Annotated in this window: 16 protein-coding genes; 5 read left to right on the top strand and 11 right to left on the bottom strand. The window is 57.5% G+C overall.

Annotated features, from left to right (window positions below; all coding sequences use genetic code 11):
* Window positions 1-420: 420 nt before the first annotated feature.
* Both ACR3XE_RS05445 and ACR3XE_RS05440 read right to left on the bottom strand, forming a co-directional pair.
* Complete coding sequence (locus tag ACR3XE_RS05445) at window positions 421-1,197, bottom strand: CDP-alcohol phosphatidyltransferase family protein (protein WP_473698624.1); 777 nt, start codon at window positions 1,195-1,197, stop codon at window positions 421-423.
* A gap of 1 nt (window position 1,198) precedes the next feature.
* The gene (locus tag ACR3XE_RS05440; protein WP_473698625.1) at window positions 1,199-1,933 is read right to left on the bottom strand and encodes a phosphatidylserine decarboxylase; all 735 of its coding nucleotides are present in this window, start codon (window positions 1,931-1,933) and stop codon (window positions 1,199-1,201) included.
* Window positions 1,934-2,084: 151 nt separating this feature from the next.
* Between ACR3XE_RS05440 and ACR3XE_RS05435 the strand changes: the two genes are divergently transcribed.
* Both ACR3XE_RS05435 and ACR3XE_RS05430 read left to right on the top strand, forming a co-directional pair.
* Window positions 2,085-3,299, top strand: coding sequence for an NADP-dependent isocitrate dehydrogenase (locus tag ACR3XE_RS05435; protein ID WP_486185965.1), 1,215 nt, complete (start codon window positions 2,085-2,087; stop codon window positions 3,297-3,299).
* Window positions 3,300-3,364: 65 nt separating this feature from the next.
* Window positions 3,365-5,167 (top strand): cation:proton antiporter domain-containing protein, encoded by a 1,803-nt coding sequence (locus ACR3XE_RS05430; RefSeq protein ID WP_486185964.1) that lies wholly within the window; start codon window positions 3,365-3,367, stop codon window positions 5,165-5,167.
* A gap of 21 nt (window positions 5,168-5,188) precedes the next feature.
* Here ACR3XE_RS05430 and ACR3XE_RS05425 read toward each other — a convergent pair whose 3' ends face one another.
* Entirely contained in the window at window positions 5,189-8,113 is a 2,925-nt protein-coding gene (locus ACR3XE_RS05425) for a M16 family metallopeptidase (RefSeq protein ID WP_486185963.1), read from the bottom strand.
* 85 nt (window positions 8,114-8,198) lie between these two features.
* Between ACR3XE_RS05425 and ACR3XE_RS05420 the strand changes: the two genes are divergently transcribed.
* Entirely contained in the window at window positions 8,199-9,047 is an 849-nt protein-coding gene (locus ACR3XE_RS05420; RefSeq protein ID WP_473698627.1) for a carbon-nitrogen hydrolase family protein, read from the top strand.
* Window positions 9,048-9,213: 166 nt separating this feature from the next.
* Here ACR3XE_RS05420 and ACR3XE_RS05415 read toward each other — a convergent pair whose 3' ends face one another.
* Window positions 9,214-9,462 (bottom strand): hypothetical protein, encoded by a 249-nt coding sequence (locus tag ACR3XE_RS05415; RefSeq protein WP_473698628.1) that lies wholly within the window; start codon window positions 9,460-9,462, stop codon window positions 9,214-9,216.
* A gap of 169 nt (window positions 9,463-9,631) precedes the next feature.
* A complete protein-coding gene (locus ACR3XE_RS05410) occupies window positions 9,632-10,453 on the bottom strand; it encodes an NUDIX hydrolase (RefSeq protein WP_473698629.1) in 822 nt (273 codons plus the stop codon).
* 139 nt (window positions 10,454-10,592) lie between these two features.
* On the opposite strand from ACR3XE_RS05410, the gene ACR3XE_RS05405 reads away from it, so the two are divergent.
* Window positions 10,593-11,819: an NAD(P)/FAD-dependent oxidoreductase gene (locus tag ACR3XE_RS05405; protein WP_486185962.1), complete on the top strand. Its 1,227-nt coding sequence runs from the start codon at window positions 10,593-10,595 to the stop codon at window positions 11,817-11,819.
* A gap of 48 nt (window positions 11,820-11,867) precedes the next feature.
* Here ACR3XE_RS05405 and ACR3XE_RS05400 read toward each other — a convergent pair whose 3' ends face one another.
* The 3 genes from ACR3XE_RS05400 to ACR3XE_RS05390 are packed head-to-tail and all read right to left on the bottom strand — an operon-like array spanning window position 11,868 to window position 18,537.
* Window positions 11,868-12,050 carry a hypothetical protein gene (locus ACR3XE_RS05400; protein WP_473698630.1) on the bottom strand — a complete coding sequence of 61 codons (183 nt, stop codon included), beginning with the start codon at window positions 12,048-12,050 and terminating at the stop codon, window positions 11,868-11,870.
* Entirely contained in the window at window positions 12,050-16,312 is a 4,263-nt protein-coding gene (locus ACR3XE_RS05395; protein ID WP_473698631.1) for a translocation/assembly module TamB domain-containing protein, read from the bottom strand. Before ACR3XE_RS05395 ends, ACR3XE_RS05400 begins: the two co-directional genes overlap by 1 nt.
* Window positions 16,312-18,537 (bottom strand): autotransporter assembly complex protein TamA, encoded by a 2,226-nt coding sequence (locus ACR3XE_RS05390; RefSeq protein WP_473700358.1) that lies wholly within the window; start codon window positions 18,535-18,537, stop codon window positions 16,312-16,314. Before ACR3XE_RS05390 ends, ACR3XE_RS05395 begins: the two co-directional genes overlap by 1 nt.
* Window positions 18,538-19,022: 485 nt before the next feature.
* Between ACR3XE_RS05390 and ACR3XE_RS05385 the strand changes: the two genes are divergently transcribed.
* Window positions 19,023-20,162, top strand: coding sequence for a tyrosine-type recombinase/integrase (locus ACR3XE_RS05385; protein ID WP_473698632.1), 1,140 nt, complete (start codon window positions 19,023-19,025; stop codon window positions 20,160-20,162).
* A 20-nt stretch (window positions 20,163-20,182) separates the two neighbouring features.
* Here ACR3XE_RS05385 and ACR3XE_RS05380 read toward each other — a convergent pair whose 3' ends face one another.
* From ACR3XE_RS05380 to ACR3XE_RS05370, 3 genes are all read right to left on the bottom strand, one after another.
* On the bottom strand, window positions 20,183-20,623 hold the full coding sequence (locus ACR3XE_RS05380; protein WP_473698633.1) for a hypothetical protein: 441 nt from the start codon (window positions 20,621-20,623) through the stop codon (window positions 20,183-20,185).
* Between the two features lie 60 nt (window positions 20,624-20,683).
* Window positions 20,684-21,250 carry a hypothetical protein gene (locus ACR3XE_RS05375; RefSeq protein ID WP_473698634.1) on the bottom strand — a complete coding sequence of 189 codons (567 nt, stop codon included), beginning with the start codon at window positions 21,248-21,250 and terminating at the stop codon, window positions 20,684-20,686.
* A gap of 93 nt (window positions 21,251-21,343) precedes the next feature.
* Window positions 21,344-24,514, bottom strand: a complete 3,171-nt coding sequence (locus ACR3XE_RS05370) for a type I restriction endonuclease subunit R (protein WP_486186016.1) — start codon at window positions 24,512-24,514, stop codon at window positions 21,344-21,346.
* Window positions 24,515-24,538 lie beyond the last annotated feature (24 nt).

The raw sequence follows: 24,538 nt of genomic DNA, 5'->3' as shown, positions 1-24,538 counted from the left end.
AAATGCAAGGCCCTGAAGCCTCATTTTCGTCACAAGCGTCGAGCGGCCCTATCGCGACTTATCGATAAAATGACTCCGTTCGCCGCAAAAGATTGGAGAACATATCATGAACATGCAACAAAATGCGTAACGGAGCCGTACTACCCACAGGTTTCGCAAACAGGAACCAGGAGAATAAAATGTTTCAGGTCGCTGCCTCACTGCTCTTTGTCGCTGCTTGCGGATTCGCTTTAACCGTCATCCTGTCCATGCTGAAAAGCAATGCCGATGCCATAGTGTCGGCGTTGATGGGTGAAGGAGCCTTTGCGGGCACTGCACTGCCGGTAAATGGACCGACCCGCCGCGCTCACGCAACGCGTCGAATCACATTTCCGTCTACAAGTTGCGCCCCGTCATTCGCCGCCAGCCGTTCGCAAAAATTCAGCCGCGCTGCCGCTTGACCTTGGCATAGCTTATCATGCTGAAGGGGATCAGCCCCACATAGACGATGCTGACCACCAACAGGGTCGGCCAGGGCGCGGTGACGAGCGCCGCCCCCAACAATCCCACACCCGCCAGCGCAAATAATCGCCACGACCGCCGTAGCCGGATCGACGACCAACTGTAGGTCGCAACGCTGGAAATCATCAGCAGCGCCACCAGCAGCACCCACGGCATGACGACATACCAGGCGCGGAAAATGTCGAGATCAGACACCAACCACAAATAGATCGGCACAAAAGCCAGACCAGCACCCGCAGGCGCCGGTATGCCAGTGAAATAGCCCGCGGCTTTATGCGGCTGGCTTTCCTCATCAATCATCGAATTGAATCGCGCCAGTCGCAGGGCGCAGCAGATCGCCAGCGCCAGCGCCGCCGTCCAACCGAATTTGGGCGCGTCGGCCAGCGACCACAGAAACATGATCATCGCCGGGGCGACGCCAAAGGCGATCACGTCCGACAGCGAATCCAGTTCGGCCCCAAAGCGGCTTTGCGCGCGCAGCAACCGGGCGATGCGTCCGTCGATACCATCAAGCACCCCGGCAAAGATCACGGCCGCCAGCGCCTTGTCCCATTCGCCGGCAATACCGAACCGCACGCCCGTCAGCCCGAAACAGAGCGCCAATAGGGTGACGGCATTGGGTGCAAAAGCGCGCAAGCTGATCCCGCGGATGCGGCGACCGCCCTGATCGGGCATAGGTCCGTCTGCATCGTCCATATTATTGGCCAACGCCGTCGCGCTCCTCGGCCACGCCCAACCGCGCGATCAGCGTCTCGCCCGCCAGCGTGCGCTGGCCCAGCAACACTTGCGGCGTCGTGCCGGCGGGCAGAAATACATCAACCCGGCTGCCGAAACGGATCAGACCGACCCGCTGCCCCGTCGTCAATTCCTGACCGATGCTGACAAAAGGCATGATCCGCCGCGCGACGAGTCCGGCAATTTGCGTAAAGCCGATTCGCACCCCGTCGGCGCGCTCGACAACAAAATGCTGCCGCTCATTATCTTCGCTCGCCTTATCGAGATCGGCGTTGATGAACTTGCCGGGAATATAAGCGAGCTTGCGCAATGTGCCCGCCACCGGCGTGCGGTTGATATGCACGTCGAATACATTCATGAAAATCGACACGCGCAGCATGGGTTCGTCACCCAAGCCGTCAGGTCCGTTGACCTCAGGCGGGGGCAGGACTTCGGCGATTTGCGTCACCAACCCATCGGCGGGCGAAATGATGAGGTCGGGATCGGTTGGTGTCACCCGCACCGGATCGCGAAAGAATGCGGCAACCCAAATGGTCAGCCCCGCCATCGGCCACGCCAGCGTTTCCCAAGCGAGAAAGGCAAAGCACAGGGTGATGATCACGGCGATCAACAGGAATTTGCGGCCTTCGGGATGAATGGCAGGCCAGCGCCACTTGATACCGCCTCCGGGGCGGTTGCTATGGGAAGATATGGACATGGCTCCTTCTAGAGCCGCCGCCTTGGGCTGACAATGGCATTCGCCTGTCATCCACCGCAACGCGCATCGGTGCCTCGACAGTTGAACAATTGCGCTGCATTGCCTAAGGCCGCGACAATTATTCCACTCCCCCACAGGAAAAGGCACAAGCATGGGCAAGATCAAGGTAGCCAACCCCGTTGTCGAACTCGACGGCGACGAAATGACCCGGATCATCTGGCAATGGATCCGCGAACGGCTGATCCTTCCCTATCTTGATGTCGACCTGCATTATTATGACCTGAGCATCGAAAAGCGCGACGAGACCGACGACAAGATCACCGTCGATGCCGCCAACGCCATCCGCAAACATGGTGTCGGCGTCAAATGCGCGACGATTACCCCCGATGAAGCACGGGTTGAAGAATTCGGGCTCAAGAAAATGTGGAAGTCGCCCAACGGCACCATCCGCAACATTTTGGGCGGCGTCGTGTTCCGCGAACCGATTGTCATGAAGAATGTGCCCCGCCTCGTCCCCGGCTGGACCGACCCGATCGTTATCGGACGCCATGCCTTTGGCGACCAATATCGCGCCACCGATTTCCTCGTCCCCGGCCCCGGCAAACTGCGGCTGGTGTTCGAAGGCGAAGACGGCACGTTGATCGACGAGGAAGTGTTCCAGTTCCCGTCACCTGGCGTTGCGATGGCCATGTATAACCTCGACGATTCGATCCGTGACTTTGCCCGCGCCAGCCTGAACTATGGCCTCGCCCGCAAATGGCCGGTCTATCTGTCGACCAAGAACACGATCATGAAAGCCTATGACGGCCGCTTCAAGGATCTGTTCGAAGAAGTGTTCGAGGCCGAATTCAAAGACAAGTTCGCCAAGGCCGGCATCACCTATGAGCATCGCCTGATCGACGATATGGTCGCTTCGGCGCTCAAATGGTCGGGCAAATTCGTCTGGGCCTGCAAAAACTACGACGGCGACGTCCAATCGGACACCATCGCGCAGGGCTTTGGCTCGCTCGGTCTGATGACCAGCGTGTTGATGACCCCCGATGGCCACACCGTCGAATCCGAAGCCGCGCACGGCACCGTCACCCGCCACTACCGTATGCACCAAGAGGGCAAAGCCACCTCGACCAACCCGATTGCATCAATTTTCGCCTGGACCGGCGGGATCAAGCATCGCGGCAAGCTCGACGGCACTCCCGAAGTGACGAAATTCGCCGAAACGCTGGAGCGCGTGTGCGTCGAAACGGTTGAGGGCGGCCAAATGACCAAGGATCTCGCAATCCTGATCGGCCCCGACCAGCCGTGGCTGACGACCGAAAAATTCTTTGAAGCTGTGGTCGATAATCTCGAAACCGCGATGAACGCCTGAACGAAGCAAATTCCATACGATAGGTAGCTAGCCAACGGCGTGCTGCTTCGCCTAAGACCGTTTCCATGGTGATGGAAACGGACAGTATGGCAATGGGCAATGCGCTGGTGGTGCTGGGCGCCGCTGGCATTGTTATTCCGGCCTTTTCCCGTTTTCGTATCACGCCGGTTATCGGTTTCATTCTCGTCGGCCTGCTCGTCGGACCCTCGGGACTGGGCGCGCTGGCGCATAATTACCCCTGGCTCCGACATGTCACCATCGGGTCGGTCGAAGAAATTGCGCCCTTTGCCGAGTTCGGCATCATTCTGCTGCTATTCTCCATTGGTCTGGAGCTGTCCTTTCGCCGCCTGTGGCAATTGCGCAAGCTGGTGTTCGGGGTCGGCGCGGCGGAACTGGTTGGTTCGGGGGTCATCCTTGGCGGCGCCCTGATGTGGATCGGTGGCTTTCCCACCCCCGCTGCCATGGGGCTGGGTATCGCCCTCGCCCTCTCCTCCACCGCGTTGGTTCTGCCTATCGCGGGGACAAGGTCGGCGGTCGGGCGCGCCGCTTTTTCGATGCTCTTGTTCGAAGATCTGGCGATTGTGCCGATCATCTTTCTGCTCGGCGCTTTTGGTCCCAATGTCACCGGCGATAGCACCGAATTGTTAATCCGGACGTTATGGCAAGGGGCGCTGGTTGTGGCGGTGTTGGCCGTCGCCGGCTGGTTCTTGTTGCCGCGCATTTTTGCGCAGGCCGCGCGCGCCAAAGATCCTGAACTGTTCCTTGCGGCCAGTCTGCTGGTCGTCATCGTCGCATCCTTGGCGACCGCGACCGTCGGCCTGTCACCCATCGTTGGCGCGCTCCTCGCTGGCCTGATGATTGCCGAGACCGAATATCATGGCGAGGTCGAATCGATTACGGCGCCGTTTAAGGGGCTGGCGCTCGGGGTGTTCCTGATCAGCGTCGGCATGGGATTGAACCTCGCCACCATCGCCGATCAATGGCCCCAGCTGATTGCGGCGGTCATCGGGGTGCTGATCGTCAAAGCCGTCGTCACGGCGACGCTACTGCGCTTTTCCGGCGCCCGGCGCGGCACGTCGGCCGAAGTTGGCGTCCTGATGTCCAGCCCGTCGGAAACAACCCTGATCGTCCTCGCCGCGGCACTTGAGGCGCAACTGATTGGCCGCAATACCGCCGAGTTCTGGCAGTTGGTCACCGCGATCGGACTTACCATCACGCCGCTTCTGGCGCGGGTCGGGCATGATTTTTCGCGGCGGATCGAAATGGGGAATGAGGATCCGCAAGCCGGTGAATCACCCGCAGGCCGAACGGTTATCGTCGGCTTCGGTCGCGTTGGACGCACTGTCGCAGAGCTGTTGCAAAAACATGGCCGTGCCTATGTCGCCGTTGACGCAGACATTGACACAGTGGCGGCGGCGAAACGCGATGGATTTGCCATCCGTTACGCCGATGTCGTTCACCCCGGCAGCATGAAGCAGCTGGGAATCGAATTCGCCGAAGCCATTGTCCTGACGATGGATGATCCGGTCCAACAGTTACGGATGACACGGCAGATGCGGCAGCAATGTCCTGAATTGCCAATCATCTCGCGTGCCCGTGACGCCGACCATGCCGCACTGCTTTATCAGGCGGGGGCTTCCGACGCCGTTCCGGAAACACTCGAAAGTTCCTTGCAACTGGCCGAAGCGGTGCTGCTCGACCTAGGCATCGCAATGGGTCCGGTTATTGCGTCCATCCACGATGTCCGCGCGAAACTGCGCCACGACATTATGACCAAGGGCAAATTGGCAAATGAACCCAGGCTGCGAAATATTCGCCCAAACAGCGTACCAAAGGGCAAGCCGGAACCAGACGAGGCGGTGACCTGAATCTTTCCGGCTATTGTCGGGTTATCGCGCTCCCGCCGTCACTCCTCCACCGCTCGCTTTGGCCTCTGCCAACGTCATGCCTTGCGGCAGCACCGCAATCGACCACCGCTTATCAGGTAACAGATAACGCTGCGCCAGCCGCTGCACATCGGCGGATGTGATGGCATTGATATCATCTTCCAGATTGATCGCCGCTGCCGCGATCCGAGGATCGCGCGTGGATCCTTCGAGCAGATACATCCAATAAACATTACCGGTGGACGCCCGCATCACCTGTTCGCGGATCGGACCAAGATTGCGTGCCAATTCATCGGCACTCACCGGCTTGGCGACCAGATCAGCGGCAATCTGATTGGCAATGGTATAGAAGCGGTCAACATCCTTGGGGGCCAGCAAGCTGCCGACCAGCAGATACCCACCGCTGTCGAAACCCGTCGGCCAATGGCTATCGACGGTCGGGCCATAGCTGGCCCCATCTTCGGCGCGCAGCCGATCGAACAGCCGGTCGTTGAATATGGCGGCAAGCACATCGAGGATATGCGAATCTTTTAAAGACGCAATGCCGCCGCTTGTCGGCCAGGCCATCATGGCTGCGGCTTGTCCCTTGTCACCGCGATGAAACGCAATCTGGGGAGTCTTGTTGGGTGCCGGAAACGCAATCTGCTTCCCGCCCATCGGCAAAATCGGCTGACGCGGTTTGAGCGCGCCAAATGTTTGCGCCAGCAATGTCTTGTAATCGACCGAATGCAGGTCGCCAAATATCTCCACCTCAATCGGACCGCTGGCGAGCAAGGGCTCCCAAAAAGCACGGAAGGCTTCGGGCGTCAGCGCCTCGATTGCAGCGCGGTCGGGCGCGGTCCAGCGCGCATCCTTATCGCTGAGCCAACCCTGCATATCGCGATCCAATACCGCATTGGGGGTTGCATCCTGAAGATCATAACCCGTCAGATAGCCAACGCGCATCCGCTCAACCGGCGCGCTGTCCCAACGCGGAAATTCCAGCTTGGCAGCCATGAGGCGCAACTGGTCGGCGAGGTCCGCAGGCTTGCTTTCTGCCGACAGTTCAAAGGCATCATCATCGACAGAAAAATTCATCTGAATCTGCCGACCATTGGTTAGCTGGTCAAAATCATTCTGTCCCCATGGGCCGATACCGCTGGCAATCAGCGCATAGTCGCCGGTCCAAAGCAGGTTTGGCCCTTTCGCCGGAACGCTGCGATACCCGCCACCAAAGCGGACGGTGACACGCACTTTGCCCGGCTCGACCAGATTGTCGGAAATCAGCGCGGTAACTCCGTTGGAAAACTCTATCCGTTGGGCACGCAAGCCAGCCATAGGCGTGTCGCTTTTGATGGTCCCCGGTGTCCCAAGCGATGGCAGTTGGTCCATGCTAACATCGCGGGCCGCCAAACGGTTGCCGTTATTGGCATCGATCGGAGCCTCCAGAGCGGCCTGCAACGTCGCATTGCCGCCCTTGATCGCTTTGGGCGTCGTCAGGATGACCCGTTGGGCGGGGGCGGAAAATATGGCTTTGCTGGTCGCCAGCATGACAGCCGGTGTCGCCGATTTTCGGATCGCGGCGAACATATCAACCTGACCCTGCGGATTCGTGACGGTTTCGCCAATATCGACCGCATGGACCAGATCATCGGCAAGGCTCGTCCCCGGCTCGTTGCGCGCATTCTCCAGCTCTTTGCGCAGAAAAGCTTCGATCTCGTTCGATTCGCGGTCAATATCGGCCTGCGATGGCGCTGTTCTTGTGGCATCAGCGATGACGGCCCGAACGTCAGTCAACGCCGCTTTCCAGTCACCCAGCGGAACAATCTGCGCCAATGTCACGTCGGCGCTGCGGCTGACATATTGCTGTTCGACCGTCGCAACCAAAAAGCTGCCGCCCGAGCGCGCTCGGTTCTCCAGCCGCCGGTTGACCAGCGCTTGCGCCAGAAATTCCAGATAGAGGCGCCGTGTATTTTCGACCGTGTCGATCCGCCTTATCCAAGGACGGACATAGGCGAGCGTCAGGGCGGTTGGCTGATTGGGCTCGACTATCTCTAGTGCGATGGGAGCCTTGGGGTCAGGCGTGCCGAAATCGGGCTGGGGCGGATTGGGTCCGTCTGCCTTCCAATCACCAAAATATTTGCCGATCAGACGAATAAATTCTTCGGTATCACCATCGCCCGCAATGACAACGACCGCGCGATCGGGGCGATACCAACGGTCGTGAAAAGCCAAGAGCTTGTCTGCCCGCGCCGCTTCCAATGACGCTGCTGTCCCGATCGGCGAGCGGTTACCCAATAATTGGCCGGCAAATAAGTGGGCGTTGGTGGCGTCGGCAATGCGTTTCTGCGGACCTTCCGATTCGCGCAGTTCGGACAGCACAACGCCGCGTTCGGCATCGAGCGCACTGTCGGTAATACGCGGTTCGCGTATCATTCCCGCGAACAAGCGCATACTCTCGTCAAGATTGGCGGGCGTTACACTAGGCAAATCAAGCTGGTAAGCCGTTTGGGTCGGGGTGGTTTGGGCGTTGGTGTCGCTGCCAAATGTCACGCCAAACCGCTGCCATATCCGTTTGGCTTCGCCATCCGGAACATTCACCGAGCCGCGAAAGGTGAGATGTTCAATCAAATGGGCAAAGCCGCGTTCCTGTTCGGTTTCGAACATCGAACCAACATCCATACGAACGCGGATGGATACTTGCCCAGGCGGCACGCCATTTTGCCGCACCGCATAGCGCAGGCCGTTCGGTAGAGTGCCGAATTTCCACTCGGTATCGCGCGGAATATCGCTGCCTTCATACAGCCATGACGCGTTTTTCGCCGCCGTTGTCGCATCGGCATCACTGGCCGTTGCCGCCACTGGCAAAAGGACCAGCGCGAGCGTTGCAAAACATGCCAATAGGCGGGAGGAGTGAAAGTGCGAGCGCACAGATAAGATCGTCATCATCCCCCCTTATCGCCTCTGAAGCTGACTCGCCACTGAACTGTCCAAGCCCTTGCCGAATGAAACTCTCCAGCTTAGCGATGGTTCGATGGAAAAAGACGCTCCCCCGATTATCGCTGTGGTTCAAATGACAAGCGGCATCGACGCCGTCGCCAATCTGGCGCTGGTCGATGCAGCGATGGCCGAAGCCGCGGCGGGCGGGGCGGCCATGGTCTTCTTGCCCGAAATGTCGATATTGCTCGATCGTGATCGCGCGCGATCAGACGGGACAATCGTTCGCGAGCAGGATTGTCCCTGGCTTACGGCGCTTTGCGATATGGCGCGACGCCACAGCTTATGGCTGCACACCGGCTCTATGCCGCTGCGAACCGATGACGGAAACAAGCGCCTCAACAGAAGCCATGTCATCGACAAAGAGGGTCGTATTCGCGCCCGTTATGACAAGATCCACATGTTCGACGTCGATCTGCCCACCGGCGAACGATGGAGTGAGTCATCCAGCTATCAAGGTGGAGATTCGATTGTGGTGATTGATACGCCAATCGGACGATTGGGCCTGAGCATTTGCTATGATCTGCGCTTTCCCGAACTCTTTCGCGCCCTCGTCGATGACGGCGCAACGCTGATCGCGGTCCCCGCAGCCTTCACCGTTCCGACCGGAGAAGCGCATTGGCATGTGCTGCTGCGCGCAAGGGCCATAGAAACCGGTTGCCACGTCATAGCCGCCGCTCAGTCGGGCGAACATGCCGACGGTCGCAGGACCTTTGGTCATAGTGTGGCGGTTGATCCGTGGGGCAATATCTTGGCCGAGGGCGGCGCGGTATCAAAGGCAGAATATGAGCTGATATTCGCGACCATTGATCCAGCAGCCACCGACATGGCGCGCCAAGCCATTCCGCTGGATCGCTCCCGCGCGATTCGCAGGGTTGATCTCTAGACGATCCAGATTCTGCTATCGGTGATGGCCATATTGCCGACTGCCTTGAACACAAGATAGGGCGCGCGCATATGCTCCGCCACGGGATGCTTAAACATATGTCCCGGACAGCAAAAAGGGGCCCGAACATAGTCCGAGCCCCCAATGTATATCTTGTGAGTTAAGCCTACGGGCTGGTCGGTTCATTGCTGCTACCGTCGGCAGCAATGATGATACCGGCGATCACAGCAGCTGCAGCCAAAATAGCAAGCAGGATACCGCTGCTACCTTCGAGGTCGCTTTTATCCTTCGCGGTCGCGACCGCGCGGGAATTGCTGGTAGCCTGAGCAGCCGATGCTGCCACCGGGGCCAGAACCAAAGATGTTGCGGCGAGGGAGACCGCAGCTTTCTTGAGTAAATTCATTTTATTCTCCATCCACTGGACTTCTTAAACTTAACGAATCGAAACGCCAGATTTCTCCGTCAGATCATTTCGGCTCAGACTGCTTAAGCTCACTATATTGCAATTGCAACGAAGTTTTTCCCTAAACAGTCATCCCTTAGGGAATTACTAATAACGCATAAGGTTCCATGATAAGACAAATTTATCCGCGGCGAATTTTTTCCAACCGCTCGCTGGTGGTCGGATAGCCCAAATTTCCCGGAATACAAAGGTGGGGAGCATCGTCGCGCTGTTCGATCCACGGCGTTATCAAGCGGGTCGGAAACGCGCTGGCATGGGCCGTAAAGCGTTCGAACGTCGGTGCGCTTGCCAATCGTTCCAGATTACGGCGGGTGGGAAAGATCACCGACACCTCCTCCCGGTTGGCCATAGCCAGCGTTTCGGTCGCGCTGGCCCAGAAAATATGGCTATGCTCCGCCACCTCGACTGTCAGTTCATGACGATGCTCGGGCGCCTCCACCGCAAAGAATCGCGTGTCAAAGGTGCGCGTTTCCTTGAAATTGGGGCACCAGCGGGCAAAGGGCACAAGCGCATCCAACTGCAGCTGTTGCGAACGACTGGCCAGCATGTCCGACATCAGTTCTCCGGCGAGCAGCGCCTTGCGGACCGAGCCGACCTCTTCTTCTTTTAACCCCGGCCAACCCACTGCGAGTCCCGTTTCCTCCAGCGTTTCACGCAGCGCCGCGACCCGCGCCGCGCCTTCACCGTCATCGTCGCGAAAGCCATGGCGCTCGGCCACAACATGGTCGTCGGGATCAACTCGTCCCCCCGGAAAAACGACCGCACCAGCAGCAAAGGCCATCGTGGTCGACCGTTTGACCATCAAAATCTCGTCGGCGTCGGCGCCCTTCGCTGGCCGCATGATAACAAGAGTCGCCGCAGGAATTGCGCCGGGTGGTGGGGTCGGGGGCGGAGTGGCTTCTTCCATGACGATGGCGATAGTCGGACCTTTGCGGCTTGTCATCCTTGCGCTCCGGCTTTGGCTACGCAATATGCAGGCAAGTGAGCAATCGGCGTGGCCATATGTGCGCCATATCCGTTACGTACTCCGTGAGTTTGGCGCTCTGGCTGACCATATCAGACAGCGAACAGGGGAAGTTTAGGTGTTGAATTTTGACGTGCTGATTGTCGGGGGCGGACATGGCGGGGCGCAGGCCGCGATTGGCTTGCTCGGTCAGAAATTCGCTGGCAGCATCGCCATCATCAGCGACGAATCCGAAATTCCCTATGAACGCCCTCCCCTGTCGAAGGAATATTTTGCGGGGGACAAGGAATTTGAGCGAATCCTGCTCCGCCCCGCCAAATATTGGGTCGAACGCGGCGTGACAATGTTGCTCGGCAAGCGCGTCGAGTCCGTCGACCCTGTCGCGCATAGCGTCACCACCGACACCGGCGAGACCATCGGCTATGGCAAGTTGGTGTGGGCCACCGGCGGCCATCCGCGTATGTTGCCGATTCCCGGCGGAGACCTTCCCGGCGTTCAGGGCGTGCGCACCAAGGCCGATGCCGATGCGATGAAGGCGGCGTCCGAAACGGCAGAACAGATCGTCGTCATCGGCGGCGGTTATATCGGGCTGGAGGCGGCGGCCGTGCTAAGAAAAGCAGGCAAGAATGTCGTCTTGCTCGAAGCGCTCGACCGCGTGTTGGCGCGCGTTGCGGGCGAAGATTTGTCGCGCTTTTTTGAAAAGGAGCACCGCGATCATGGCGTCGATCTTCGCCTGTCGGCGCAGGTCGAAGCGATTGAAGGCACCACCCATGCGACCGGTGTGCGGCTTGCCGACGGGACGGTCATCCCCGCCGATCTGGTGATCGTCGGCATCGGCATTGTGCCAGCGGTCGAGCCTCTGATCGCGGCAGGAGCCGAAGGCGGCAATGGCGTGCTGGTCAACGCATACTGCCAGACCAGCCTGCCCGACATTTATGCAATCGGCGATTGCGCGGCGCATGAAAACCACTTTGCCGAAGGGGTCGTCATCCGGCTCGAATCGGTACAAAACGCCAATGATCAGGCCAATGTCGTCGCCAAATCCATCTGCGGCACCGAAGCGCCCTATCACGCCATTCCATGGTTCTGGTCGAACCAATATGATCTGAAGCTGCAGACGGCGGGCCTGTCGACCGGCCATGACCAGACGGTGCTGCGCGGCGACCCCGCAACACGCAGCTTTTCGGTTATTTATTTGAAACGCGGCAAAGTGATTGCCCTCGATTGCGTCAACGCCACCCGCGATTATGTGCAGGGACGGATGCTGGTGACGGCGGGAATCTCCGCCGATCCCGCGCAGCTCGCAGATCCCGAAACGGTGCTCAAAACCCTGATTCCGGCCTAGTACAGCCTCCGAAAAAGCGTTGTTAAGTCACCCGATAGACTGACTTTGTCATTGATCTGGCGTGCCATCCGCTTCGTCGGGCGCCTTCATATCCTTGTCCATGTCGGCGGCGGTCGCCTCGATCTTGTTTTGCGCCTCGTCATAGCGCGTGTCGAAATCGGGCTCCTTCTGACAGGCAGAGAGAGCCAAGGGCACCAAAAATAGACATGGAAAGACTATAAGGCGTCTCATTAATAGTTCTTCTTATATCTAATACTGAAGTTGGTGACCCCCGACCCGCCGGCCTGGCTCAGGACTGACAATGCCCGGGTCAGGCTGATTTCCAGCTGTGTAGCGGTAAAGCCGCGCGCATCGGTGATGATCTCGATATAGATATCATCGGTCAGATATTGCCCCGCCGCCAGCGCGGTGCCGCGCCCCGATGCCTCGTCAGCGCCAAGGATACGCAGTCGGTCGATGCCGGTGGCAGAGCGCAGCTTGCCCAGCGGATTGAGCCCTCCCGAGCCCGACCCGCTCAACGCATTGAGCGACCCCGCCAATTGCACCGCCTGAATGGCCGACAAATTGCCAATCGAGCTTCCGAACAGGATGCGCGAGACAATTTCGTCCTGCGGCAATCCGGGGCTGGAGGAGAAGGCGATTTGCGGATTAAAGGCGCGTCCCGTGACATTCACGGTCACGGTCACATCATCAATATCGTCGTTCGCCGCCAAGGTGATGGTCGGGTCGATCGTCCGACCGCCGGTGAACCGCACGCGCCCTTCGGTGAGGGTGAACGAGCGGCTGGCAAAACCCAATGTTCCGCGGATGAGGTCAAAGCTGCCCGCCATCTGCGGTTCAGCGCTCGTTCCCGTGACGGTAAAGTCGGCGCGCCATTCGCTTTCGAGTCCCATGCCCGAGACATAAAGCTTTTCGGGCGCCGCCAATTCCAGATCGAGCCGGACGAGCGCAAACAGGCCGGGTGCGCGGGCTGCGGGTTCTTCACCGGTTATACGCTGACGCCCGCGCGGCGGCTTGAATCGCACACCCGTGAGTTCGGGAATCTGCGCAGCGCCCTGACGGACCAAAGCATAGCGGGTTTCGGGCAGGCGCAATTTGCCGGACAACAGCGCCGTCTCGCCCGCCTTTTTGGTAATCGCGAGCGTTCCCGTGGCGGTGCCCGACACCGCATCGCTGCGCGCCAGCCGCGCATTGTCGAGCGTCATGCGCACATCCATTGGGTAGCCGCTGTCGGCGGCAAGGCTGATATAACCCTGCCCTGCCACGGTCCCGTTGCCCGCCGTCGCCGTCAGTTTTTCAATCTCCAGCCGGTCGCCTTTGAACTGTCCCTGCACCGCCATATTGGACAGCCGCGTCCCGTAAGTGTGGTTTTCATAGACCAGATTGTTGCCGCGCACGATGCCAGCCAATGCTGGTTGCGATACCCGACCGGAGAAATCGGCAGCGAGGCCAACCGGTCCCGACACGCTCTGATCCGCCTGACCGACAAAGGAAAACAGGGTCTCGGCGGGACCATTATAGCGGATGCCGCCCGACAGCGGTGCCGCCATCAACCGCTCGGTCCACGTACCGCCACTCGGCGGGAGCGGGCGCAGCGAGGCGACTATGCGACCGATGACCGAGCCTCTTTGGCGAAGGATCGCGCGCGCTTCTCCGCCATCGGGCAACAGCTTGCCGACAAAATTGACATCGACCGGATTGCTGACCGCAATCGCCGTGGTGCGGGTGAAATCATCGATGTGCAATCGTGCGTCTGCGCGCGGGAAAGCACTGGCGCTGGCCTGCTCAAAATCGAGGCTGCCCGTTGCCAGTCCGCCCAGCCCCAGATCGGGCGCAAAAGCATTGGCGAGCCGCATGTTGAGTTTTTCCATGCGGCTTTGCAGCTTCAGCCCGTCGCCATAGGTTCCGGCCAGCAGGATATGGCCGCGCCCCATATCCAGCCGGGTAGGCAAAAGCTCATATCCGTCCTTGCCCGGAATGATTCGTGCAGGTGCGCTGGTCTTGAACCGCACGCCGCGCATCCGGCCATCCATCGCCACGCGCCACAAATCGGGTTGCAGGTCGGCATTGGCGGCGACGCGGAATGGCGCACCACTGACCCCTTCGGCCATCAGCTTGGCATGGCCGCGCCCGCCACGATAATCGATCAGCGCGCGCGCCACCGCAATATTGACCGCACCGAAACGCGTTTGTGCCAGTTGGACATCGGCGACGATTTCGGGTTTCTCATATAATATCGCCCGCCCGTCGATAATAGCCGATCCGATGGCGAGCTGCGCGGGGCCGGGGAAGGAATAATTATTGGCGCGCAGGTTGAACACGGCACGCTGCTTGTCGCCTGCGGCGTCCAGCCGGATGGTTCCGCCAAGCCCGTCGGCCTTTGCAGCCAGTTGTCCGGCGAAGGGGCCAGCCGCCGTTTGCTTCACGGCGCCCGATAATCCGATTCCGCCAAATTCGCCGTCATTGACCGTCAGGGTCAGCGGCCCTGCCGCAGTTGCGATGGTCACATCGGCACGTAGCGGACCATAATCGCTCTGCCCCGTCGCGTTGACGCGATAGCCCGCCGGGTCGCCTCTTATGTCGGCGACCAGTTTGGCAAGTCCAACCCCCAGTCCCGGCTTTTCAGCCTTTATGATCGCGTGCGGGTTGGACATCGTGCCCGCGACTTCGACCCCAAGCGGGCCATATTGGGTCGATTGTCCATTGGCGATCAGGTTGATCTTACCCGACGGAGAATAGCTGCCGCGTCCGCCCGTCACCCGCAACGCCGGAGCCGTAAGGCGCAAATTGGCAAAGCGGATAATGCCATCGGGTCCATAATTGACTTGGCTTGCCGCGACGAGATTGCCGCCGAGGAAATTGCGCACGCCATCGTTGAACAGCTTGGTCGACCGCGCGCGCACATTGCCGGTCAGCGCAAAACCGGCCGGGACGCTCTTCAAATCGACGTTGGTCTGAATGTTGAAGAGGCCGACACTTTCGACCCGATAATTGTCGATCCGGCCATCAATGGCGCCGGTATAAAGCCCGGTCGATGTATCGGCGACGAGCACAAGACCGGCGTTAATCCGGTCCGACCGGATGCGCATATTGTCCGACAGGATGCGTGTCCCGTCGATCGCCAGATCACCGGTCATCCGCACATTGTCGAGCTTGCCGCCGGCGACGGTGCCTAACCCGGTAATCCGTGCGGCTCGTGCAGTGACAGGGATTAATATATTGTCGGCATCGACGCGCGCCGCGCCCGCAAGATGCAGCCCTTCGATCCCCATGTCGTTCATGGTCAGCAGGCCAGCGTCGATGGTATAATCGGCCTTGGGCGTTTGAAAGCCCCCGTCGAGTGTCAGCCTTGCCCGCAGGTTGCGACCGGCCAGATTGGGGGCGAGTACCGATGGCTTACGCAGGGCAATGGCCAGGTTCAGCTGGTCATATTCATTGGCGGCCAGATCGAGTCCGCCATTGGTATCAAGCGTAAACGCATCGCTCGACACTTGCCCGTTGATTGCCGCATGGCGTTCCGCAAGCGCAGCAGTCATATTAATCGTGGTGACCGGACCCAGCAGCGCTGCCGTTGGCCCCGAAAACAGTCGCGCAATCCGGGTCGGGCCTTTGACCACGAAGGTGCCGTCGTGTGCGGTGAGTGTCAGTCGCGACAATTCACCGTCGCCCATATCGGCATTGAGCCGGCCGTTCCACGCCGCCCAGTCGCCCTTACCATCAAGCCGGATCGTCAGGGGCTCCTGAGACCCGATCAGCGCCGCCAGCACACCATCGCGCGGCGCATCGACCGCCAGGGTTAGCGCCAGCCGATTGTCATCCGGAACGGCATCGAGCACCAGATCGATGCGATCGCCGCCCGAGCGTTGCGGGGCCGCGACTGTCGCCCCCTTCAACCGGACCTGCGCGCGACGGTCGGCAATATGCGCGCTGCCAGACAGGCGCGCCACCTGCCGCGCGCCCGCCACAGGCGGGTCGGCAATGAAATTCGCAATCTCCAGCTTGCCGATGTCTATGTCATAATCGGGCAACCACGGTTCGTTGCTGGGCGGCACCGTTTTGAATATGGGCAGGCGTTGCAGCGTCACCGTCTCGGCATTGACGTTGCGGACATCGATATGACCGTTGATGAATTTGAACGGCCGCCAGTCGACCTCTGCGCGCGGGACGCGGACAAAAGTGCCTTGCGGGTCCGCAATCGTCAGCTCGCGAAGCGTCATCCGGCCATAGAGCGACCCCTCGATCCGCCCGATGCCGATTTTCATCCCGTTTTCGAATGTCATCGCTTCGATCTGTTTGACGACAAAGCGGCGTCCGGCGTCGGAGTTCAACCCGATGAGGAACAGCGCCACCAGCGCGACGAGCGACAGCAATATAACGCCAATCCCCTTGCCGACGCGCCGGGTAAGGCTGCTCTGGCGCGGTGCGGCTTTACCCTCTGGCGGGGCCTCCACCAAAGCCTCCTCTGCGGGGGGTGTTTTGTCCTTTGCGGCCATCAGAAAGCCTGACCAATCGAGACATAGATATTGATCCGGCTTTCACCCGGCATCCGGTTGATCGGCGTTGCCACATCGACGCGCAGCGGACCGAAATTGGTATAGAAACGTCCGCCAATGCCGACCCCGTATCGGATGTTGGAGAATTGCGGCGTGGTGCTTTCATACACCTGTCCGGCATCGACAAATCCGACAATGCCGTAATTGCCAAAGCGATAGCGCACTTCGGCGGCGCCCTCGTTCAGGCTGCGACCTCCGAGCGGATCATTGTTGGGATCGCGCGGCCCCAATTGCTGATAGCCAAAGCCGCGCACCGATCCGCCGCCACCGCCATAGAAACGCCGCGAGGGCGCAATATTGCTGCGCGATACGCCCTGAATCGTACCCAGACGGAAACGACCGGCCAGGACGACGGAATCGCCAACCGGAAAATAGCCCGTCCCGTCAACCCGCGCGCGGACATAGGGCGAGAACTGACCCTGCAGCGACCCCTCCGGTTGAATGAGCGTGGTCAGCCGAAAGCCCTTGGTCGGGTTGAGAAGATCATCGGACGTATCAAGGCCGACCTGACCATTCAGCCCCGCAATCGCATAGGTCCGACGATTGCGCCGCCCGAGCGCGAAGTCATAATCATCCTCGCTCGTCCCCAACAGTTCGACGCCAAAGGCATAGGTCAGCCGCTTTTGCCAAATGGGGGTGGAGTCATAGCTGACCTTGGCGGACAGCCGCCCCGTATAGGCCTCAAACGCATCATAATTGCTGTGCGATAGATTGGCCGCCACCTCGAACGTTCGGTCGCGCTGCCCCGCGTTCGCACGGCGAAAGGTCAAGCCCGCCCCCTGCTCGCGCGTCCCTGCCACACCCTGCGCAATCAAGGCGCCTTCGGGCGGGAACAGATTGCGATGGGTCCAGCTACCGACGACACGGATCCCCTCCCCCGTGCCATAGCCCAATGTGCCCGCAATCGTCCGCGGCGGCCCCGCATCCTGCTCGACCGCCATGGTGACATATTCGGTGCCATCGCCCGCATCGCTGTCGGTGCGTTCGGGCTGGATCGCGACCGTGTTGAACAGGCCGGTTGCCACCAGCGCCTGCCGCAGGTCATCGACCTTGCGGCTGTCATAAAGTTCGCCGCGTTTAAAGCGCGCCATCAGCTCGATATGGTCGGCATCGAACGCCTCGTCACCGCTGGTCGCGAAACCGCCAAAGCGTGCGCGCGGACCGATATCGACCGGCAGCGTATAGACGCCATCGCCCGTTTCCTGATCGAGCAAAATATCGCGTTGGCCGACGGCGGCAAAGGGATAGCCTTCTTGCGGCAGTGCCACCGCCACTTGCGCTTCGGCACCCTGAACCCGCGCGGCGATAATCGGTTCGCCTATCTGGAGCGCCAGATTTTTTTCGATCAGTCCCGGCGGCACGGTCGGGTCGGCGGTGACGATGATGTCGGACAAATGGAAACGCGTACCCGGCACGACGTCGATCACGGCGGTCAGCGTTCGGCCTTCTTCTGTTCGTTCGCGGTCAATACGCGTCGTCACCTTGGCATCATACCAGCCTTCCGACGCCAGAATGCGCTGCATCAACACGCTGTCCTCGGTCAGCCGCGCGCGAATTTGTGCGACATTGGCCGCTTTGCCCTTTGTATCACGCAGCGCCGAATAGCGTTTGAACTCTCCTGCCATATGGGCGGAGGTCAGGTCATCAGCCGCTTCCAGACCCGTGATCTGTGTCGCATAGCTGATGCTGACCGTTTCGCGATCGACTTCCTCCTCGGCAAAAGTAACCGGGGCGACCTCAAAGTCCGACAGGGGCGGGAGCGGAGCGGCCAGTTCGACATCGCGCACCGGCGCGTCGCCGATCTCCTCCACCGCATCCCCATCGGCCAGTGCCGGCATATTCAGCGGCGGCTCCTGCCCGTCGGCGGGCTTGGCACCGCTTTGCTCGGTCGCCATGCGCGCTTCGAAATCGGCTATCGATTCCAGCGGTTTGGCCAGTTCGGGATCATCGTCGGGGGAAAGCGCCGGAATAGTGTCGTTAAATTCTTCGTCGGGAATAATCTGCTCGACTACAGGCAGGTTGGCATCGGCGGGCGGTGGTGGAATCTCGACCTCCCCCGCGCGTAACATGTCGGGACCCGGAGGAGCCTGGACCGGGGGACTGGCGGGATTGGGCAAAGAAGTTTGAGCCAGAGCAGGCGCAGCCGCCAGCACGCAAAGCAGCATCGCAACACGCACACACCAACGCCTTGATGTGTCGCCATAATCTAGTCCGTTTTGCGGCTGTCCCAGCAACAATATATGGCCGCTTTCTCAATCCAGAGCCCAAAGAAGCCGAAAGTCGAGCGCCAAAAGAGGCAGTACCCACCGAATCTTCCGACCGTTGCAAGACCCCACACAATCATTGGCCAGACTGGCGCGCGGCGCAACCGTCTATTTCGCCAAATCCTTGGATAACAGGGATAAGCTGCAGATGATGTTAAGCGATGCTTTGTTACACACCCTCTGAGGGGTAAATGGTGCCCAGAAGAGGACTCACACCACTTTCTCCATAGCTGAACATATGTGCCTTTTTTCCTTCTATATCACAGAGATATGCATTGAATGAATTGAACATCGTTGAACATTGATTTTCACAATTTCGCATGCCAAAAGGTGGCCTGAAGGGTGGCCTCATTTGTTCGAGTCCCAAAATGCGAAAAGGTGGGCTGGTGCGCTATAACGCGCTTAATCAAATGCAGGCGAAGGCCCATGATGCAGGCAAATATGCTGACGGCCAAGGGCTGTGGTTGTTCAAGCGCTCCAAGACCGCTGGGAAGTGGATTCTTCGATTTGTTGTGAGTGGCAAGCGCCGTGAGATGGGCTTGGGCCGATGGCCAGATGTTACAATCGCTGAGGCGCGGGAAAGGGCTGCATTGGCGCGCAAAGAACTGCGCGACGGCATTGACCCGATTGCAGCGCGGGCACAGAAGCAAGAAGCTCCAGCGGCAGTTACCTTAGCTGAGGCAGCTCAAGGCTGCTTTGAAGCCAAAAAGGTTGAGCTTAAAAACGCGAATGCCCGGAAACGTTGGCTTGGCCTGTTAGAGCAACATGTTCTTCCTAAAATTGGCACAACGCCGATTGAAAAACTCGACCAACATCTGATCAAGAAAACGCTCGAACCAATCTGGCATACAAAGGCCGAGACGGCCCGCAAATCGCTTGGGCATATTGGCCAAACCCTAAAGTATGTAGCAGCACTTGGTTTAAATGTTGATATGCAGGCGACGCTCAAGGCGCGGGCTTTACTCGGCAAGCAAAACCATAAGACGGTTCATATTCCGGCCATGCTGTATGCTGATGCGCCTAAATTCTATAATTGGTTGCGCAGCCTCGATCATACTGCCGCCCTTGCCCTGCGTTTTCTCATCCTGACTGCTGCGCGAACGAGTGAAGTGCGGCTTGCGACATTTGATGAAATCGAGGGCAAAGTTTGGACACTTTCTCCAGAGAGAACAAAAACTGGTCGCGAACACCGCGTGCCATTGACCGATGAAGCATTGGCAGTGGTTGAATGCGCACGGTCTAGATCCGAGAACGAATTCTTGTTTCCAGCTTTGAGAGGAAAACCAATCTCTGACATGGCAATGTCGAGCTTTATGAAACGCGAGGGTTATGAGGCGCGTCCTCACGGCTTTCGAACGACTTTCCGAACGTGGGCCGAGGAAAAGACCGACACGCCGTTTGAGGTCAAAGAGGCAGCGCTGGCCCACGCCGTGGATGCTGGTGTGGTGGGCGCATACCAACGCTCTGATCGACTAGATAAGCGAAGAGTTCTCATGACAAAATGGACGAAGTTTATATCATCATAAGGTTGATCAAAGCAGGAAAGTCATTCCATTTTTAAATAGCTTTCTTTAGGTAAATAGCTTTCTTTAGGAATGATGAAACATTCTTGAAGATAATTTTCTCCTTCGAAGCGTAGCATTTCAACCATAACAGAATCCTGTCCCGTTTCTCGGCCAAAGCTATGGATGAATTCTACTATTCGATAAAAGTTTTTAGAGAAATTATCAGCGTCTAAAAGATAACTATAAATAAGAGTGGTATCTTCTACAACCACCACACCTCCATTCGTAACCCAGCCTCCTTTAGAAGCTGGCATACGTGTGCAACCACCGTTAATTTCTAGCAGCAGTCCGAAAGCTGCATCAATCCAAGTGCCTATGTCACGAACTGGACGGTTGTTAGAATCTCTGTCTGGTAGATAAATGAATATTTTATCAGCAAAGGAGCTATTGCCAACCGCCCCTAACATCTTTCCTATATCCACGACGCCCCCTTAACAGAAAACCGAGCCAAACTATGGCTCGGTTGCTCATCAATAACCTCTTCAAGAGATAGATTTATGATGCTTTGAAGTGATGTTCACAGATGGATGACGTCTGCTGAAAATCTTTTCTGAATTTATGGAAGAGTCAGGGAACTCTCCAGCAATATGACGTTTTTCTGCTTGTTCATTTATACGGGACAATAGCTTTTGCGCCGCACCAGATAATACTGGAGCATTGGACTTATCATAACTACCCGGCTTGATTCCTTGAACAGGCTTAAATTTGCTCATATTCATCTTTTTGGTCCTCCGTGCATGAACACCAGAATGCTTCTGATGCTCATCTCGTTGGACCAAACCGCTGATAAACTTTTTCGCTTTTCTAATGGAATTAGAAGGGGAATGATCGTTACTACGCATTTTCTTAATGACCACGATCACGCGATCTCCAGAAGTCGCAGACTCTAACGCTTCAGCAATATCTTTCTGAATACGCTTCTGACTTACACGGTTCTGCAGACCTTCGACGCGCCTATCGAAAACTATGCTACCTTCATCAAAGTCTATGTCTTTCTCAACTATTCCCAAAATCAAATTCCCAAACCCCAGATTACCAAAGATCGCCAAAATCCTAAAAGGCCATCAAATTTAAATTTAGCATAAATAGCACCAGAAACAAGTTTCTAGAAAAGTCACGCCATCAACCTCCTGATATATGGCCTAAAATATTCTAGCATCCGTCATATGTCGAACCTGCACAAACGAAAACACGCTCTCCGTCATCAAATCCACATCCTCCGGCGTATAACTATCTGCAGGCAAACCTGTTTTCTCATCGTAGAGAAAATCGTATATGCTCTGTCTAAACCCGTCTGATGTGCTTTGCTTAGCAAAGATGCCCTGCACGTCTTCCATGCGGGATTGAATGAGCTTCAACAGGTCAACCGAGACGGCCTTAATCTTGCGAATATCACTCTTCGATAGCTCTGGCTTGCGGAGCATATCGTAGATCGTTTTCTGCTCCTGCGTATCGAAGCCCTCGGCCACATATTCCAACTCTTCTTCCTGCATTTCGGCAGTCAGGCGCATCAACGCCTCAAACGTGGCCTCAATCGTGTTCTTGTCTTTTTCCTTGTTATAGTCGCTCACAATTTCATCAAAGCGCTCTTGGAAATCGGTTCGCAGCGGATTTTCCATCAGCATTTTGCGCAAACGCTTTTCAATGCTGTCTTTCAAATTCTGGACATCGGTTTTCTTCTGCGGGCTTTTTTCAAATTCCTTACGCAGCAGGTCGAAATTGATCTTGGAAATATCGAAGATTTTTTCATCCGAACCGGGATCGGCCTTCACGTCTATCGCTTCGCTGACAATCGCATTCAGCTTTTGGATGATCGCTGATGTGTCTGCGTTCTCGCGGTCGTCCTCCAGCATTTTATAGATGAAGTTGATCGCCTCGTAATCGCGCCGGAATTCTTGAACACCTTTGAATGTCAGACAGGCCTTATATTTTCGGAAAACAGCACGCGCGGAAATCTCGAATTTCTTGCGGCTTTCATCATCGACATTCACCGCCTCTTTGGCGCTAACCAATGCGGCATTTTTGGCTAAGCCAGTCGCTTCATGAAGCGATGCCAGGTCAAAGCCATTGCCTTGCAGTTGCTCCGTTACCAGCCCAATGGCTTCGCGAAGTTCGTCCAGCAATTCTTCTTCGGGATGCAGCGGATCGGTTTCGCCGCCGCCCTCGCCGGGATCGCCTTCGCCGGTGTGCCCTGCGAACGTAGCCAGTGCCTTGCGGAGGTTTTTGAGAATACCGCAATAATCGACGATCAGGCCGTTATTCTTCCCTTCCTTCACGCGGTTGGCCCGCGCAATCGCCTGCATGAGCGTATGGGCCTGTAATGGCTTGTCGAGATAGAGCGTGGATAGCGAAGGCACGTCAAAGCCGGTTAGCCACATCGCGCAAACAATCACGATGCGAAACGGATGATCATCCTTTTTGAATGCCGTTTCCACGTCCAAGCGCTTTGATTGGCCGTTAGCATCGGTGACGGTGAAGCCGTCCTTGATGAGCTTGCGGTGCGGCATAATGTCCAAATCCCATTTACGGAACTTGTCCACCTCGCCTTGCTCATCGCTCACCACGACTGCAATCTCGGTTTCCTGCATCCATGCAATCTGCCGTTTACGCGCCTGCAAATCCTGCTCATCGGTCGCATTTTTCAGATCACGCTCGCGATCCGCAATTTCAGCGGCCCATGCCTCGCCTATAAACCCGTGCATCCGAACGGCGGTGATTTTGTCGATGGCAACATACATTGCCTTGCCGGTTTCCCAGTTGGTGGAATAATGGCCTGCAAAATCCTCCGCGATGTGGCGCAGTCGCTTCTCCGCCGTCACCACATGATATTCGCGCTTGAGTTCATTTTCGAGCTTTGCCGAAACATCGGCGTCTTCAATCTCCGCTTCTTCAATCGCTTTGGCCAGCTTTTCGTTTAGCCCCTCGGCGGTCAGGCCCAGCTTGTCCCCGCGTGCATCATAATAGAGCGGCAAGGTCGCCTTATCCTCAATCGCCCGCTGGAAATCATAGGTGGAAACATAGCCGCCAAAGACGCGCTGCGTAATCTCATCACTGGTGAACAACGGTGTTCCGGTAAAGCCGATGAAACTCGCCCCCGGCAAGGCATTGCGCATATTCATGGCCAGCGTCCCATATTGCGTGCGGTGCGCTTCGTCGGTCATCACGATGATATTGTCGCGGTCGGAATAGCCTTCGCCTTCCTTCACCTCTGCATTGAATTTTTGGATCAGCGAAAACACGAACGCTTTATGCTCGCTGAGCATCTGTTTCAGCTCTCCACCGCTATCGGCACGGCATTTTTCTTTGTCATTATTGGCAAGGCCAACACCCGCAAAAGTCTTGTAAATCTGGTTGTCGAGATCGGTTCGGTCAGTCAGCACAAGGAAGGTGAAATCCCCGCCCAGCTTGCGGCGCACCTTTTGCGCGAACAGCGCCATTGAATAGCTTTTGCCAGAGCCTTGCGTGTGCCAGAACACACCCAACTTACCGTCACGTTCTTTGCGCTCGATGACAGATTGCAGAGCGCGGTTCACGCCCAGATATTGATGGTTCCGCGCCACGATCTTAGCGAGGGTTCCGGCGCTTTCATCAAACAGAATGAAGTTTTCAAACAGGTCTAGGAAATTGGCTTTGGTACAGGTGCCCTTCAGCAATGTTTCCATCTGCACCACGCCCTTGTCACCTTCGGCAAGGCGCTTCCAGTCGCTGAAATGCTCATATTTCGCGGTGATTGATCCGATCTTCGCCTCGATGCCATTGGCCAGCATCAGGAAGGCATTGAAATGCAATGCGTGCGGGATCGTGTCCTTATAATCGGCGATATTGTCTTCATAAGCGCGGCGCAGTGATTTGTCGGGGCGCTTGCATTCCACAAACAACAGCGGGAAGCCGTTTACAAAGCCGATAATGTCCGGTCGGCGGCGATGCGCCACACCGCGCACCCACATTTCGCGAACACACAGGAAATGGTTGTTTTCGGGATTATCAAAATCAAACAGGCGCAGGCGCTTCTTTTTAATCTCGCCGCCTTCATGATAGCTGGCGGTCACACCGTCGCGGATCAACTCATATTTCTCACGATTGGTCGCGACTATCGATTGAAAGCCCAGCGTATCGGTAATCTGGCGCAGCGCATGAGTGTAGGCTTCGTCCGGTAGGCCGGGATTATAGCGGTGAAGTGCCTCGCCAATATAACGGGTGAGCAGCACGTCACGGTCGCTTTTGCGGCCCAAAGTGCCTTCGGGGCCGAATGCCTCCTGATTATATGCATACACGCTTTCCCAGCCGAGCTGCTCGCTCAGGTAGTCGGCCATTGTCTGTTGGGTCAGCGTGTCCTC

It is taken from the genome of Sphingopyxis sp. 10G20-10 (genome assembly GCF_057365075.1).
The sequence above is the reverse complement of the archived record's forward strand: the minus strand, read 5'-3'. Positions and strand labels throughout refer to the sequence as shown.